A 15,637-nucleotide genomic window follows, 5' to 3' on the forward strand; every position below is an offset into this window, starting at 1 on the left:
AAGGAATTGCGCACATGAACGACCAGACGTTCGCCCTGGAGACCCTGCGCCCGCCGCTTGATGCCGCGGGCGAGGTCCGCGGATTCGCCACCGGCAGGCGCGCCGATTTCCTCAAGCGCTATGGCGAGCATTCGATGGCGTTCTCGACGATGCAGCCGGGCATGTCGTACCACGACCGGCTCGGCGTCGGGTATCTGGCGTATGCGCGGCATTGGGGCATCCATTTCGCCCTCGCCGATCCGGTATGCGACCCGCGCGACGTCGAGACGATGATCGACGGCTTTCTCGATGCGCATCCCAACGCCGTGTTTGCGCAGGTCAGCGAACCGGTGGCGTACATCCTGCATCGCAGGCACGGATTCTATGCGACGCAGTTCGGGTCGGAATCGCGGGTACCGCTGCGCGACTGGGACCTGCGCGGCAGCCGCAAGCAGATCATCCGCACCGCGGTGAACCAGACGCGGCAGCAGGGCATCGAGGTGCGCGAAGGACGCTGCGAACAGCAGACGCGCGCAATCTCGGAAGCGTGGATCCGCACGCGCAAGTGCAAGAGCAACGAGATCCGGTTCCTGATCCGTCCGATGCTGATGGATTACGTGGAAGGCACGCGCCATTTCTACGCCTGGCGCGGCGACGAAGCGCTGGGGTTCATCCACTTCGATCCGATCTATCGCGACGGACGGGTCGTCGGCTACGTGCCGAACATTTCCCGCGCGTGCCCGTCGTTCCGGCAAGGGCTGTGGTATCCGATGATGGTGCACGCGATGGACGTCTTCAAAGGCGAAGGCATCGAATACCTCGACATGGGCCTGATCCCGCTGCTGCTGGACGAACGGATGGAAGCGCACGAATCGACAGCGCTGCGCCTCGTGCTCGACGCGATCCTGCGCTGGGGGCATTCGCTGTACAACTTCCGCGGCGTGGCGTTCGCCAAATCGCGCTTCGACGGCGAGCTTCGCAAGAGCTACTTCTGCCATCGGCAACCACTGCCGGCGCTGGCCGCGACGGCGATGTTCCGGCTGACGCGCCTGATCTGACGCCGGAAAGCAAAGCCCCGGGCGATGGCCCGGGGCTTTGCGACACCCTCTTCGCTCACTGCGCGCGATGATAGGCCGGGTCGGCCAGCAGCTCGCGCGTGGGCTGCTGCATCGGCACGTGGCGCACTGCAGCGCTGTGGCTCGCGGTGAAACCGCTGCCGCGTTCCGGCACATATTCGGCCGAGATCCGGCCGTCGCCGACGAGGCGCAGCGGCGCCTGCCACTGGGCACGACCCGCGGCATCCAGCCGCGCCGGCTCGCCGACCGGTTTGCCGTCGACGAGGAACCGCACGCCGCCGCGCGGCACGCCGCGCTGCGCGACCCGCGGCGTCACCTGCGCCACGAACACGGCGACGTCGTCGGGTTTGCCGGACACGGTTTCGAGCAGGCCGGTCATGGTCGCGGCGCGACGCAGCCGGTCGCCGGTCATCGCACCGCGCGCGAACACCGTGTCGCCGGTGGCGGTCACGTCGAACAGGCAGTCCTTGCGCGCACGCGGCTCGGCCACGGGCGCACAGGCCTTGCGCGCACGCGCCGCGAACAGCCGGTTCGGCGGCGGAATCCGCTCGGCCGGGAACGGGTCGACCCGGAAATCGCGCGGCGAGCCGCCTTCGCGATAGTCGAACAGCGACGTCTCGCGGGTGACGCGCCAGGTATCGGCGAAGTCGGGGCGCGTCCACGCCGCGCGGCCGAGCACGCCCATCAGGCCTTCGGTCGCCGGCGTGTGGTAGACGTGCACGTCGATGTACCACTGCTTCTGCGCGGCCCACCAGTTCGAGGTCGCGATCAGCGTGCTGCCGTCGGGGAAATCCACGGTCAGCACGTTGTCCGGCGTGCGCTGCACGCGGCCGCCACCGGAGAGGTCGAGGCCGCCCGCCGGCACCGCCACAACGCCACCGTCGATGCGGACGTCCAGTCCCGCGGGATTCGGCTCGCCGTCCAGCCGCGGCTGCCAGGTCACGCGATGCTTGCCCACGCGCGCCGCCAGCGCCGTGTTGACGCTGACCCACGGCGCCGACGGCACCGGCGTCTGCCGCGTCTGGAGTTCCAGTCCGCCGGGATCGCGCAGCGCGACGAATTCGCCGCCGACCTGGAAGTCGTAGTGCACGCCGTCGACGGTGGTGATGTGCGGGTCGCCGTCGTTGAGGCCGTTGTTGAGCGAACCGTAGTGCAGCAGTTCGTTCGGCGATCCCGCGCCCGGATTGCCGACGCCGCCCCAGCCCGGCGTGCCTGGCGAGACGTTGTCCGCGGCGTGGATCGCGGTCAGCACCATCACCGGCGTCGCCGCCGGATGCGTCTGCAGATACCGCGCCGCGACGCCGGCCACGTGCGGCGATGCCATCGACGTGCCCGACATCGTGTCGGTCGCGTTGTCGCTGGTGATCCCGGCCGACAGGATGTCGACGCCGGGCGCGAACAGATCGACGCAGGTGCCGAAGTCGGAGAAGCCCGCGCGGGCGTCGGTGGTGGGTTCGGTCGCGCCCACCGTGATCGCGGCCGGCGCGCGTGCCGGCGACCAGTTGCAGGCGTTGTCGGTGAAGTTGCCCGCGGCCACGGCATAGGTGACGCCGCTGTTCACCGAATTCGCGATCGCGGTGTCCAGCGTCGGGCTGGCACCGAAGGCGGAGCTGAGGTTCGCCACCGCCGGCAGCGTGCGATTGGCCGTCACCCAGTCGACCGCGGCGATGATCGGCGCGAGATAGGTGTTGGCGCAGTCGCCGGCGCGCACCGGATGCAGCAGCACCTGCTTGGCGATGCCGTAGGTGGCGCCGCCGACGGTGGCGGCGACATGCGTGCCATGGCCGTGGCAATCGCCCGTGCCCGCGGCGGCGTTCATGGTGTTGGTGCCGCCCGACACGCGCCCGCCGAATTCGCTGTGCGTGGCGCGGATGCCGGTGTCGATGATGTAGGCGTGCACGCTGGCGCCGGTCTCGCTGTAGGTGTAGCGCGAATCCAGCGGCAGCAGGCGCTCGCTGACGCGGTCCAGCCCGGTCGGCGGGCCGACCTGCACGGTGTTGAGCGTGCCGACCTGGTCGACTTCGATGTAGGCCACGTCGGGCGACGCGCGCAGCGCCTTCACCGCGCTGTCCGGCAACGTCGCGCTGAAACCGCGCACGGCCGTGGTGTAGACGTAGCCAACCTTGCCGCCCAGCGCGGCGATGCGTTCGCGCAGCGCGCCCGACTGCGCGGCGGCGACGCCCGGCTTGAACACGACGATGTACTGCCCGGGGATGCGCTTGGGCACGTTGGCGTTGATCAGCGGCGCCTGGTCGGGCGGATCGGCGGGCTGCGCGCCGGCGGGGCCGGCGGTCGAGAGGACGGCGGCGAGGGCGACGGCGAGCGAGAGGCCGGCGCGACGGGCGTGGCGGAGGTCGCGCGCGTCCGGGGACGCGCGGCGTTCGTGGATGTTCATGAGACTCTCCATGTGCGATCGAGGGTTTCCCGGCGCAGATCACCGCGGTCATCGCGGGCGCCGACGGACGTGGCGGTGCGGTCGTCGCACCCGGATCCGGTGCGTGCGCGGCCTTCCGCTGCATGCGAGCCAACGCCCTGCTCCCCTGCAACCGGACAGGTGACGACATCGCGATCCACGCCGACCGCCGCGTCGCGACGAAGCGCGATGCGATGCGGCTAGACTTCGCGACGAACGGTCCCGTCATCGAGGCCGCCCCCGCACACGGAGCGCGTTATGCCGACGACCATCGATTCCGTCGATCGTCTTTCCCGCCGCCGCGACCGCATCACCGCGGGCCTGATCGGCCTACTCGTCGGCGACGCGCTGGGCGTGCCCTACGAATTCAACCCGCCGGAACGCATTCCGCCGGCGGACCGGATCGAATACGCGCCGCCGCCCGGCTTCGATCGCTCGCACAAGGGCGTGCCGCCGGGCACGTGGTCCGACGACGGCGCGCAGGCGCTGTGCCTGCTGGCGTCATTGCTCGCATGCGGTCGCCTCGACCTCGCCGACTTCGCACGGCGCCTCGTGCGCTGGTACGACGACGGCTATCTCGCCGTCGACGGCCTCGTGTTCGACGTCGGCATCACCACCGCGCAGGCGATCCGCGCGGTGAAGGGCGGCGAAGCGCTGGAGCACGCCCCGGCCCCGACGGCGTGCACAGCAACGGCAACGGCTCGCTGATGCGCGTGCTGCCGCTGGCGCTGTGGCATCGCGGCGACGACGCGGCGCTCGTGCGCGACGCCCGTGCGCAGTCGCTCGTCACCCACGGCCACCTGCGCGCGCAACTGTGCTGCGCGCTCTACTGCCTGTGGGCGCGACGCCTGCTCGACGACGCCGACGCGCCCTGGGACGACGCCGTGCGCACGCTGCGTGCGCTGATCGCCGACGAGCCCGCGGCGGTGGAGGAACTGGAGTGGTCGATCCGCCCCGACGACCCGCCGATCGGTGAAGGCAGCGGTTACGTCGTCGATTCCCTGCGCTCCGCCCGCTGGGCCGTCGAAGCCCCCGACTACGAAAGCGCCGTCCGCCGCGCCATCCGCCTCGGCCACGACACCGACACCACCGCCTGCATCGCCGGCGGGATCGCGGGGTTGATGCATGGGGTGGAAGGGATTCCGGAGAGGTGGCGGGAGGGGTTGCGGGGGGAGGTGTTGTATCGGCCGTTGCTTAATTATTTTTGAAGGCATGATATTGTTATCTTCACTTCAACAAGAAGTGCTATTAATAGATTTATATAAATTTCAATAAAATAGCAAACTGCAATACGACACAAAACCGCCCCTTCGCCACAAACCCCAATCATAGGCTATTCAAATATAGACGAGGGTCAAATGGAATACAAATGCATAAGCGCAAGGATAGAATACGACCCGAGATATAATTTCTGGTTTGTTCAAATTTTATTGGCAAAAGGAGACTCGCCACCATCTTGGCGGAGGCATCACCAGAAAGACACGCCCGAAATAACTGCACGCGCTTTTCCCACACAACAAGAAGCAGAGGCGCGAGCACTAGAACTTAACTCGCTGTTCGAGCAAGAATTAGCTAATGAGCCTGACGCTGAACGCCGCCTATCGCTTCAACTTCGAGCACAGAAGGCACGCCAGTCACAAAAAAGATTACGGCAGGAAGAAGAACTGATGCTTGCAATAGGCCGTGCGCGCGGATTATCAGAGGCTCCAATGGCAATTCTTCCAGCCAAAATACACCCGGATGACGAAAAATACCGTGATGAAATTGAATCATCGCTCACAAAATATCCTTACGTACGGTCTATAGCCGTAGGGAATGCATTGCAAAGACGATTGGTCAAAAAGCTTGAAGATGGCTCCTGGTCAAAATCCTTCCGCGCCAATCGAAAGGGACTAATAGGAGCACACCGGGCGCCTATTGCGAACGGCTTTGGCTTGAATGAATTCGCTCACTACGGAAAAACAAAAGCAGAAATCAGGCAAATTCTACTCCCAGAAGCCAGTCGCATCCTCATGCTGAGCGGAGTACAAAAATTGCTCGCAGACGCACTGTCGAGGGGGAAAAGCGCCGTAGTCTGGGGCAGCTATGTCTTCTGGCACGAAAAAAACGGCATTGGTTGGCAGGTGAAAGAGCGCAGCGGAAGCGCGGAAAGCGAGAACAATGAAGCAATTTGGTTCGAAGGAAGTATTAATTCCACAAACTATGGGCGAATTGTCGTTCTTCCATATATAAAATCAAACGGCGAACGGGTTCGCGGACATACCAAGAATGCACCACACGATGGCCCAGCAAAACCCAGACCACTTGGCGAAGAACTCATTCTCGAGTTCGAACAACTAGATGGCGACGAGATGCGGGGATTACTTGGGAATTTTCGTTATGAGGCGGGATTTGGCTAACTCATGACAATGATGCGAATTAGCCTTTGTAAAGCCGAAAGCTGCGCCCGGGGATGTGCAGTGAGGCCCACACATCGTCGCTCCCCGGAAGGGGCACTGCTCAAGCAACCAGCCCGGCCTTACGCCTCGTTACGAATTCGGCGATCCCGTTCGATAGGCACGCGATGACAAGGGAGACGCACCCGCTTGGGTGTATTTCACCGGCGCAAAGGAGAGCGCCAACATGGGCGACCCGACTGTGCGGAACCTTCATGTATGGGCGCAGGATCTGCAGCGCAGCGATGTCACCTGTGATCACTGCATGACCCGTGGTATCGCGATATACATCGAAGAAGGAATCGTCGTGGGCCTCGTTCCAGCGCCATCGGATTGCGACATTGCCTTCGTCATGCCGGATAGATACCTCGTTCCTCAACCGGGGTGGGATGACCATATGCGATGGGGACGCGACCCACGGCCCGCAACAATGTGCATGTGTAGGGGCTGCGACGTTACAGGTCTGACGACTGACCACGTTGCCTCGTGTTTTCAGGCGACACCCTCGCACGCCACCAGATGCCCCCACACCCCCGCCAGCGAGACGAGGTCCTGGCGGTTGTGGTCGGCGACGCGGCGGAGGTCGCGGGCAGAGCCGCCGCGGAGGTAGCGGAGCCAGGCGGCCGGGGCTTCGCTGCCGGGGAGGTCGTCCTCGCGGACGATGCCGAGGACGCGGCGTTCGATCGTCGCGAGGCGGCAGTTCTCCCAGCGGCCGCGGTAGCGGCGGCGCACGGGGTGCAGCAGGTCGACGTGGTCGCAGGCGGGCAGCGGGTTCGCCATCCGCGCGAGGCGATAGCGGGCGGCCAGCAGCGGGGCGTCGTAGCTGCGGCCGTTGTAGCTGGCGAGCACGGTGCCGGGCGCCAGCGTCCCGGCGAAGGCAGCCAGCAGGTCGCGCTCGGCGGCCATCGCGGTGAGGTACCACTGCCGCACGTGCAGACCGGCGTCGGTCCAACGCGCGGCGCCGATCATGAAGGCGCGGGTGCCGGTACCGCCGGCAAGGCCGGTGGTCTCGGTGTCGAAGAACAGCACGTCGGCGGTGGCGACGCCGTCCTCGCGGCGGGCGAAGGTCAGCGGCATGCGCGCGGGCAACGGTCCGCACGGATGCAGCGATTCGACGAGGCGCAGTCCCGGCGCGATCTCCTCGCCGACGAGCGCGCGATCGTGCGCGTCGGGCACGGGCCGCGCGAGCGCAGGCGCCCGCACGCGCAGGAGCCGGCGCAGGTCGTCGATGGTTTGCGCAGGTGTCGCACGCGGCGTGGGCGCAGGAGCCGCCGCAGGCACAGGCGATGCGCCCTGCCCCGCCTGCCGACGCAGCGTGCGCAGGCGATCGAGCGTGGCGGCCTGCGTCATCCTCGCCCCCTCTCCCCAACCCCTCTCCCGCGAGGGGAGAGGGGCGTGAAGCAGGCGCAGGCACGATGACGTGGGCGACGACGCGGACGGACTCTCACACCCGGCATGCATCGTTCACCCCACACGGCGATCGATCCCGACCGGACGGCTAGGTCGCGTCTCTCGAAGGCGAACGGTTGTTCTCCCTCCCCTTCAAGGGGAGGGTCGGGGTGGGGATGGGGTATGCAGATCTCCGAGGCGTTCGATACGCGCCGATCAAAAACACCCCATCCCCTCCCTGCCCTCCCCTTGAAGGGGAGGAGAAGGTCGTCGGCGCCGAAGTCCGGCAGCGAGGCGGCGCATGTGGCGCATGTGGCGAGGATCACCCGCTCGCGCCCTCGCCTGCGGCCGACAACGCCGCCAGCACGCGCCGCGCATGCGCCTTCGCGGTGGCGTCGCGAGCGGCGTCGACGGCGAGCACCGGGCCAACGCAGGCCGGGCAGCCGGCGGCGCAGTCGCAGCCGTCGATCAACTCGATCGCGCGGCGCAGCAGTTCCGCTTGCCGCGTCCACAGCGGTTCGGCCAGACCGACGCCGCCGGGATAGTTGTCGTAGAGGTACAGCGTGGGCGTGAACGCGCCCTGCCCGTCGTCCGGCATGGCTTCGTCGCCGACCATGCGCATCTGGCCGCGGCCGCGCGCGTCGGCGGCGGCGAACCACGCGCCGTCGCCGCTGCCGACCGCCTTCTGCAGGTCGGCAGCGTCGGCCATCACCGCAATGCGGGCGACGGTGTGCACCGCGTGCGCCGCGCCGAGGAAACCGTCGAGCGCGTCCTGCCGCGACCCGAACAGGCCGTCGAGCACCGGCTGCGGCAGTTGCCACCACACCGCGGTGGTGTGCATCTCGGCGTCGGGCAGGTTCACCGGCCCGTAGCCGATGTTCTCGTGCGTGTAGTAGCGGATCTTCTTGTAGCCGGAGACGCGCCGCACCACGTGCACCTCGCCGTGGTGGCAGCCGCCGGTGCCGGCGACCACGCCGTCGAACGACTCCAGCACCTTCAGCTTGGTGTAGTCGATGGCGTCGGTGTAGTAGTCGACGTGGGTGCGGACGACATACGCCTTGCGACCATCCCAGTCGAGGCGTTCGACCTGGTACGGCGTCGACTGCACCATGTGGATCGCGCCTTCGTACAGCAGCAGCGGCGCCGAGCTGAAATCGACCTCGGCGATGATGACCTGGCGGCCGTCGGTGCGATCGACCACCACGAAGTTGCCGTCGGCCACCGAGCGCAGGCTCACCGCGTTCGCCGGATAGCTGTCGGCGATCCATTCCCACGTGCCGCCTTCGGCGTGCAGCACGCCGTCCTCGGCGAGCAGTTCGAGATACACCTGCGGCTCGACCGGGCCGAAGGCGTCGCCGTCGCGGAACGGCAGCTCGAACGCGGCGCAGCGGATGTGGTCGAGCAGGATCACCGGCTGGTCCGGCGCGATGCGCGCGTGCTCGGGCGGCGCCGACGAGAAGAAATCGGGATGGCGGACGATGTACTGGTCCAGCGGGTCGGAGCTGGCGACCAGCACGCCCAGCGACGGCTGCTGCCTGCGCCCGGCGCGGCCGATGCGCTGCCACGTCGCGGCGATGCCGCCGGGATAGCCGTTGAGCACGACGACGTCGAGGCTGCCGATGTCCACGCCCAGTTCCAGCGCGGAGGTGGCGACAATGCCGTCGATGCGGCCGGCGCGCATCGCGCGTTCGGCCTCGCGGCGCTCGGTCGGCAGGTAGCCGCCGCGGTAGGCACGGATGCGCGCGGGCTTGCGCGGGTCGTGGTCGAACACGTCCTTGAGGTACTTCGTCAGCACCTCGACCATCGTCCGCGACTGCGCGAACACCAGCGTCTTCAGCCCGGCCCTGATCGCCATGCGCGCGATGCGCGTGCTCTGCGAACGCGCGGACGCGCGCAGGCCGAGATCGGGATTGGTCACCGGCGGGTTCCACAGCAGCACGTGCTTGTCGCCGGTCGGCGCGCCGGACTCGGTGATCGCGGTGACGCGCCGCCCGACCAGTGCCTCTGCGTGCGCCTGCGGATTCCCGATCGTCGCCGAGCACAGCACGAACTGCGGGCGCGCGCCGTAGAACGCGCAGATGCGTTCGAGCCGGCGCAGCACGTTCGCGAGATGCGAGCCGAACACGCCGCGGTAGGTGTGGATCTCGTCGATGACGATGTAGCGCAGGTGCTCGAACAGCTGCGCCCACTTGGTGTGATGCGGCAGGATGCCCTGGTGCAGCATGTCCGGGTTGGTGACGACGATGTCGCCGTTGAGCCGGATCGCCTGGCGCTGGTCGCCGGGGGTATCGCCGTCGAAGGTTGCGGCGCGCACGCCGAGGTCGCCGGCCTTCGTCAGCTCCAGCAGTTCGGCGACCTGGTCCTGTGCCAGCGCCTTGGTCGGAAACAGGTACAGCGCCTTGCCGCGATCGCGCAGCGCGGAAGCAACCACCGGCAGCGTGTAGCAGAGGGTCTTGCCCGACGCGGTCGGCGTGACGACGACGACATCCTCGCCGCGCTGCGTCGCCGCCCACGCCTCGGCCTGGTGGCTGTAGAGCCGGTACAGGCCGCGGGCACGCAGCGCGTCGGCGAGCCGCGGCGGCAGGTCGTCGGGAAACTCGGCGTAGCGGCCTTCGCGGCCCGGCACGTGGATCGCGCCGGTCACGCGATCGGGATACTTGCCGGACAGGCGCACGGCTAGCGACGCGCCGCTGGCGGGCGTCGGCGGTCGCGCGGGTGCGGGCAGGAAGCCAGCGGCCAGCAACGGCAGCTCGGTCGATGGTTCAGGGACAGCGGACATCGGCGGCACCGGGACGACGGGCCGGCAGGTGTACGCCGGGGAGGTCTCACGGGATGAGATCGTCGGTTGCGCAGACAAGACGAACGCCTCCACTTCTCCGTCACCCCGGCGAAAGCCGGGGCCCAGCTCTTCGTCCTGCATGGTCATTCGACAGCGCTGGATCGTTCGATGTGCCCAAAAGCTGGGCCCCGGCTTTCGCCGGGGTGACGGTTCTGTTGGGGTGACGGTTCTTCTCGGGGTGAAGGTTCGTTCGAGGGAACGGTTCTTTCGAGCAGCAGTCCGCTCCGGGTGAGCGTCGTGTCGAGGTGCGGGATCGATCGGGGTGACGAACCGTCGGAAGCGCGCCTACGATGGCGTTTCGCTTTCCGCCGCACGCCCATGGCCGACGTCGCCCGCACATCGCTGCCGAAGATGCCGCCCGGGGTGTGGGTGCTCGGGTTCGTGAGCCTACTGATGGACGTCTCGTCGGAGATGATCCACAGCCTGCTGCCGCTGTTCATGGTCGGCACGCTGGGCGCGAGCGTGTTCTCGGTCGGGCTGATCGAAGGCGTGGCCGAATCGACCGCGCTGATCGTGAAGATCTTCTCCGGCGCGGTCAGCGACTGGCTGGGACGGCGCAAGGGGCTGGCGGTGTTCGGCTACGCGCTGGGCGCGTTCACCAAGCCGCTGTTCGCGTTCGCACCGAGCCTGGGCTGGGTGCTGGCCGGGCGCTTCGTCGACCGCATCGGCAAGGGCATCCGCGGCGCGCCGCGCGACGCGCTGGTGGCGGACATCACGCCGCCGGAGATCCGCGGCGCCGCGTTCGGGCTGCGGCAGTCGCTCGACACCGTGGGCGCGTTCGTCGGCCCCTTGATCGCCACCGGGCTGATGCTGCTGTGGGCCAGCGACGTGCGCGCGGTGTTCAAGGTCGCGATCGTCCCCGGCCTGCTGGCGGTGGCGCTGCTGCTGTTCGGCGTGCGCGAACCCGCGGCGCAGACGGAAGCGAAGCGCCGCGGCAATCCCATCTCGCGGGCGCAACTGGCGCGGCTCGGCGGCGCGTACTGGCAGGTGGTCGCGATCGGTGCGGTGTTCACCCTCGCCCGCTTCAGCGAGGCCTTCCTCGTGCTGCGCGCGGCCGACTGCGGCATCGGCGCGGCGCTGGTGCCGCTGGTGATGGTCGCGATGAACGCGATCTACGCCGGCGTCGCCTACCCGGCCGGCGTGCTGGCCGACCGCATGTCGCATCGCGCGCTGCTGGCGATCGGGCTGGTCGTGCTGGTCGCCGCCGACGTCGTGCTCGCCGGCGCCCGCGACTGGCCGGTGCTGCTCGCCGGCGTGGCGCTGTGGGGCGTGCACATGGGCCTGACCCAGGGCCTGCTGGCGGCGATGGTCGCCGACACCGCACCGGCCGACCTGCGCGGCACGGCGTTCGGCATGTTCAACCTCGCCTCGGGCATCGCGATGCTCATCGCCAGCGCGGTCGCCGGCCTGCTCTGGGACCGGCTCGGCGCCGGCGCGACCTTCCTGACCGGCGCGGGCCTGAGCGTGCTGACGCTGTGCGCGCTGGGCTTGCTGCGCTTCCGCCCCGCGCAAACGCCGACGGCGCCCTGAGCGGACGCCATCGGTCGAGGTGAAGCGCGGGATCGATCAGGAACCGGCCGGCGGAGTCGTCGTCAGCGGCACCACGCGGATCTCGACGCGGCGGTTCTGCGCGCGACCGCTGTCGTTGTCGTTGCTGGCGATCGGGTAGCGCTCGCCCATGCCGACCACTTCGAAGCGCTGGCGCATCAGGCCCTTGCCGACGAGGTAGTTGCTGACCGACGCGGCGCGCTGCTCGGACAGTTTCTGGTTGTAGTCGTCGGTGCCGACGCTGTCGGTGTGGCCGCTGATCTCGACCACGGTCTGGTTGTAGTCGGCCATGGTGCCGGCAACCTGGTCGAGCGCCGGATAGAACTGCGGCTTCAGCGCGGCGCTGTTGAAGTCGAAGGTCACGGCGTCGGGCAGGTTGAGCTTGATGACGTCGCCGTCGCGGGTGACCTCGATGCCGGTGCCGGCGGTGCGACGGCGCAGCTCGGCTTCCTGTCGATCCTGGTAGGCGCCGACGGCGCCGCCGGCGATCGCACCGACGCCCGCACCGACGAGCGCGCGCTGGCGACGCTCCAGCGCATCGTCACCGCTGAGGATGCCGGCGACGGCGCCGATGGCCGCACCGATCAGCGCGCCGTTGCGGGTGCGGTTGGGATCGTCGGGATCGCGGGTCTGGCCGGTGTAGGTGGCGCAGCCGCCGAGCAGCAGGCTGGCGGCGAGTGCGGCGACGACGGGCGTCTTGAACGGAATGCGCATGGGGGTGTCCTCGGAAAATCGGCCATGGGCCGTGGGCGAGGCCACCTTGGGCGCCCGAAGCTGACGTTGCGCTGTCCGGGCGGAATGCGGGGTCGGGCGTGCGGGGTGCGGGGTGCGGGGTGCGGGCGCGGCGGAGCCCACTTCGGTAGGAGCGACGTGAGTCGCGACCCGACAGCGCATGGGGTCGCGACTCACGTCGCTCCTACGAAAAGCTGGGCGTCAGCTCATCATTGCTTCGGCCGCCACAGAGTTCAGCGGCTGTTCCCAGTCGCCCATCAGCGAGAGGTACAGCAACTTCTCGAACTCGGCGCCGAAGCGCTGGATCACGGCGTGCGGGTCGGGGATGAGCTTGGCGTCGGCGATCAGGCCGAAATGCACGCGGCCGTTGTAGCTGAGGATGGACAGGCCGAGGCCGATGGAGCCGGTTTGCGGCACCCAGAACATCATTTCGCGGATGCGGCTGCCGGCGAGGTACAGCGGCTGCTGCGGGCCGGGCACGTTGGTCGCCACCGCCGTCGCCTTGCGGCTGAACAGTTCCAGCGCCAGTTCCTGCACGCCGGACGGCGTCATGCCCAGCGCGGCGAGCAGGCCGTACGCGACGATGGCTTGCCGCGAGTTCTTCAGCTGCTTCATGCACTCGGCGACGTGTTCGAGCCGGCGGATCGGATTGCCGAGGCCGACCGGCAGGTCGAGGAACACCAGGCCGAAGTGGTTACCGAGCTTGCGCGCATGTTCCAGCGGACGCAGGTTGACCGGCACCGTGGCGCGCAGGCTGAGGCCGTCGACCTGTTCGCCGCGTTCGATCATGTAGTCGCGCAACGCGCCGGTGGCGGTAGCCATCAGCACGTCGTTGACCGTGCAGTCGCAGGCGCGGCCGACGGCCTTCACTTCCTCCAGGTCCAGCGGCGGCGCCCAGGCCACGCGCTTGCTCACGCCGAGGCGGCCGCGCAGCAGCGACGGCGGATCGTCGGGCAGCGCCAGCGCCTGCACCAGTTCGCGGGCGATCTCCCCGCCCTCCTTCGCCAGCACGCCGGCCAGCGTCGGATCGCGGTACATGTCCATACCCTTCTCGAACGCCTTCGCGCCGAGCTTGGCGTAGCGCTCCATCGCGCCGACGCGGTTGGCGACCTTCGCGCCGTCCTTCTTCAGCCACGCCTTCGACAGCGGCGTGCCCTTCTCCGGATGCGGCGTGGTGTCGGTCAGCGACAGCAGCACCTGCACCAGCGCGATGCCGTCGGCGTAACTGTGGTGAATGCGCGACACCAGCGCGGAACCGCCGTGGTATTTCTCGACCAGATGGAACTGCCAGAGCGGCTTGGTCTTGTCGAGCGGGCTGGACGCGAGGTTGCCGGCGAAGCGCTCCAGCGTCTTCTGGTCGCCGCGGCCGGGCAGCGCCGACAAGCGCACGTGCCAGTCGAGGTCGAAATCCTCGTCGTCCTGCCACGCCATGCCGCCGGGCGTCTCCACCGGTTTCATGCGGAAGCGGGTGTAGGCGAGGAAGCGTTTCTCGATCACCTTCTTGAGTTTCGCGAGCGTGATCGGCTCGTCGAACATCAGCACGCCGGTGATCATCATCGGGTTGGTCGGCTTCTCCATCCGCAACCAGGCGGTGTCGACCCGCGACATGGATTCCCGGCGCCGGCGCGGCGCTTCGGACGGCTGCGCGGCTGCGCCTGCGGACTGCTGTTCGGCCATGGTGTCCTCCCCAACTGCGGCGAGTGAACCATGCGCCCGGGTCCGGGTCAACGCGGGCGGCGCGTCCCGCCGCCGCCATCGATCACCGCCCCTCGGACGTGTCCCCGCCGATGCCGCGGTACGCCGCCAGCGCGGCCTCGCGCCCCTGCGCGAGGTCGACGATCGGCCGGCGCGGGTAATCCGGCGCCAGCCGCGCGAGCGTGCGCGGTTCGGTCCACGGGGCGAAGCGCAACGCCTGCGGCAGCTTCGCCAGTTCCGGCACCCAGCGGGTGATGTAGGCCGCGTCGGGATCGAACTTCTCCGCCTGCGTCACCGGGTTGAAGATGCGGAAGTACGGCGCGGCGTCGGCGCCGGTGCCGCCGATCCATTGCCAGCCCAGCGTGTTGTTGGCGAGGTCGGCGTCGACCAGCGTGTCCCAGAACCAGCGCGCGCCTTCGCGCCAGTGGTAGCGCAGGTGCTTGCACAGGTAGCTGCCGACGATCATCCGCACGCGGTTGTGCATCCAGCCGGTGGCCCAGAGTTCGCGCATGCCGGCGTCGACGATCGGCACGCCGGTGCGGCCGTGGCGCCAGGCGTCGCGCAGGCGCGGGTCCACACGCGCCCAGTCGAAATCGGCGAAGCGCGGATTGAGGTTGCGCTCCGGCGTCTCCGGGAAGTGGTGCAGCAGGTGACAGGCGAACTCGCGCCACCCGAGCTGGCGCACGAAGCCGTCGATCGCGTTGCCGCCGCCGGGATGCGCGTCGCGCAGCGCATGCACGATCCGCCACGGCGCGATCTCGCCGTGGTGCAGGTGCGGTGACAGCCGCGAGGTGCCGGCGTGGTCGGGACGATCGCGCTCGTCGAGGTACTGCATCGCCGCCGCGTCGACGAACAGGTCCAGCGCCGCGCGCGCGCCGGCCTCGCCGGGCACGAAGCGTTCCCAGAAGCCGGTGTCCCATTCGGGTTTCGGGGCCAGGCCCAACGCATCGAGCGACAGACCGTGCGGGCCGTCGTCGGTGCGCGGCAGCGTCGGCGGGGCGTCGCGCGACGGCGGCAGCGACAGCATCGCGGCGCCCGCCCGCCAGAACGGGGTGAACACCTTGTACGGCCCGCCCTGCTTGTTGAGCAGCTTCCACGGCTCGATCAGCAGCGCGCCGTTGAAGCTTTCCACGCGCAGGCCCTGCCGGCGCAGTGCGGCCTTGATCGCGGTGTCGCGCTTCTCGATCGCCGGCTCGTAGCGGCGATTCCAGAACACGGCTTCGGCGTCGCAGGCGGCGGCCAGCGTCTGCAGGGTCTGCAGCGTCGGCGAGTGGAAGACGCGCAGCCGCGAGCCGCGCTTGCGCAGGTCGGCATCCAGCGCCGCCAGCGATTTCCGCCGCCACGCCAGCACCGCCGCGCCGGGCGTCCAGTCGCCCTCTTCCTCCGGCGCGTGGATGTAGACCGGGATCGGCACGTAACCGCCGTCGAGCGCTGCCTGCAGCGCCGGATGATCGGCGAGGCGGAGATCGTTGCGGAACCAGACGAGGGCGTTGGGCATCGGAACGCTCTGGCGAAGGGGCGGACGCCGGAA

At 68.6% G+C, this 15,637-nt stretch carries 11 protein-coding genes; 5 read left to right on the forward strand and 6 right to left on the reverse strand.

The genetic code is table 11. The features are described from left to right. Positions 1-14 precede the first annotated feature (14 nt). A complete protein-coding gene (locus tag ACT53Q_RS00710) occupies positions 15-1,037 on the forward strand; it encodes a DUF2156 domain-containing protein (protein ID WP_476184747.1) in 1,023 nt (340 codons plus the stop codon). A 55-nt stretch (positions 1,038-1,092) separates the two neighbouring features. Here the strand turns inward: ACT53Q_RS00710 and ACT53Q_RS00715 are convergent, their stop codons facing one another. Beyond that, the gene (locus ACT53Q_RS00715) at positions 1,093-3,450 is read right to left on the reverse strand and encodes a S8 family serine peptidase (RefSeq protein WP_476184748.1); all 2,358 of its coding nucleotides are present in this window, start codon (positions 3,448-3,450) and stop codon (positions 1,093-1,095) included. A 276-nt stretch (positions 3,451-3,726) separates the two neighbouring features. On the opposite strand from ACT53Q_RS00715, the gene ACT53Q_RS00720 reads away from it, so the two are divergent. The 3 genes from ACT53Q_RS00720 (at position 3,727) to ACT53Q_RS00730 (ending at position 5,867) form a co-directional block, all read left to right on the forward strand. Then, on the forward strand, positions 3,727-4,176 hold the full coding sequence (locus tag ACT53Q_RS00720; protein WP_476184749.1) for an ADP-ribosylglycohydrolase family protein: 450 nt from the start codon (positions 3,727-3,729) through the stop codon (positions 4,174-4,176). Then, complete coding sequence (locus tag ACT53Q_RS00725) at positions 4,149-4,676, forward strand: ADP-ribosylglycohydrolase family protein (protein ID WP_476184750.1); 528 nt, start codon at positions 4,149-4,151, stop codon at positions 4,674-4,676. Before ACT53Q_RS00720 ends, ACT53Q_RS00725 begins: the two co-directional genes overlap by 28 nt. A 150-nt stretch (positions 4,677-4,826) precedes the next feature. After that, complete coding sequence (locus ACT53Q_RS00730) at positions 4,827-5,867, forward strand: hypothetical protein (RefSeq protein WP_476184751.1); 1,041 nt, start codon at positions 4,827-4,829, stop codon at positions 5,865-5,867. Between the two features lie 528 nt (positions 5,868-6,395). Here ACT53Q_RS00730 and ACT53Q_RS00735 read toward each other — a convergent pair. Both ACT53Q_RS00735 and ACT53Q_RS00740 read right to left on the reverse strand, forming a co-directional pair. Next, a complete protein-coding gene (locus ACT53Q_RS00735) occupies positions 6,396-7,253 on the reverse strand; it encodes a ribonuclease H-like domain-containing protein (RefSeq protein WP_476184752.1) in 858 nt (285 codons plus the stop codon). 361 nt (positions 7,254-7,614) lie between these two features. Continuing rightward, positions 7,615-10,071 (reverse strand): DEAD/DEAH box helicase, encoded by a 2,457-nt coding sequence (locus ACT53Q_RS00740; protein WP_476184753.1) that lies wholly within the window; start codon positions 10,069-10,071, stop codon positions 7,615-7,617. Positions 10,072-10,449: 378 nt separating this feature from the next. On the opposite strand from ACT53Q_RS00740, the gene ACT53Q_RS00745 reads away from it, so the two are divergent. After that, positions 10,450-11,661: an MFS transporter gene (locus tag ACT53Q_RS00745; protein WP_476184754.1), complete on the forward strand. Its 1,212-nt coding sequence runs from the start codon at positions 10,450-10,452 to the stop codon at positions 11,659-11,661. A gap of 36 nt (positions 11,662-11,697) precedes the next feature. Here the strand turns inward: ACT53Q_RS00745 and ACT53Q_RS00750 are convergent, their stop codons facing one another. From ACT53Q_RS00750 to ACT53Q_RS00760, 3 genes are all read right to left on the reverse strand, one after another. Next, positions 11,698-12,393, reverse strand: a complete 696-nt coding sequence (locus ACT53Q_RS00750) for a YiaD family glycine zipper/OmpA-like lipoprotein (protein WP_476184755.1) — start codon at positions 12,391-12,393, stop codon at positions 11,698-11,700. A gap of 219 nt (positions 12,394-12,612) precedes the next feature. Then, positions 12,613-14,088, reverse strand: a complete 1,476-nt coding sequence (locus ACT53Q_RS00755) for a WS/DGAT/MGAT family O-acyltransferase (RefSeq protein ID WP_476184756.1) — start codon at positions 14,086-14,088, stop codon at positions 12,613-12,615. 82 nt (positions 14,089-14,170) lie between these two features. Further along, on the reverse strand, positions 14,171-15,604 hold the full coding sequence (locus ACT53Q_RS00760; protein ID WP_476184757.1) for a cryptochrome/photolyase family protein: 1,434 nt from the start codon (positions 15,602-15,604) through the stop codon (positions 14,171-14,173). Positions 15,605-15,637 lie beyond the last annotated feature (33 nt).

The organism is Lysobacter sp. DMC97 (assembly GCF_056313745.1).

Coding starts and splice junctions, on each gene's coding strand:
- ACT53Q_RS00730 (WP_476184751.1), top strand. CDS start 4,827: ATGGAATACAAATGCATAAGCGCAAGGATAGAATACGACCCGAGATAT.
- ACT53Q_RS00715 (WP_476184748.1), bottom strand. CDS start 3,450: ATGAACATCCACGAACGCCGCGCGTCCCCGGACGCGCGCGACCTCCGC.
- ACT53Q_RS00710 (WP_476184747.1), top strand. CDS start 15: ATGAACGACCAGACGTTCGCCCTGGAGACCCTGCGCCCGCCGCTTGAT.
- ACT53Q_RS00745 (WP_476184754.1), top strand. CDS start 10,450: ATGGCCGACGTCGCCCGCACATCGCTGCCGAAGATGCCGCCCGGGGTG.
- ACT53Q_RS00735 (WP_476184752.1), bottom strand. CDS start 7,253: ATGACGCAGGCCGCCACGCTCGATCGCCTGCGCACGCTGCGTCGGCAG.
- ACT53Q_RS00760 (WP_476184757.1), bottom strand. CDS start 15,604: ATGCCCAACGCCCTCGTCTGGTTCCGCAACGATCTCCGCCTCGCCGAT.
- ACT53Q_RS00720 (WP_476184749.1), top strand. CDS start 3,727: ATGCCGACGACCATCGATTCCGTCGATCGTCTTTCCCGCCGCCGCGAC.
- ACT53Q_RS00755 (WP_476184756.1), bottom strand. CDS start 14,088: ATGGCCGAACAGCAGTCCGCAGGCGCAGCCGCGCAGCCGTCCGAAGCG.
- ACT53Q_RS00740 (WP_476184753.1), bottom strand. CDS start 10,071: ATGTCCGCTGTCCCTGAACCATCGACCGAGCTGCCGTTGCTGGCCGCT.
- ACT53Q_RS00750 (WP_476184755.1), bottom strand. CDS start 12,393: ATGCGCATTCCGTTCAAGACGCCCGTCGTCGCCGCACTCGCCGCCAGC.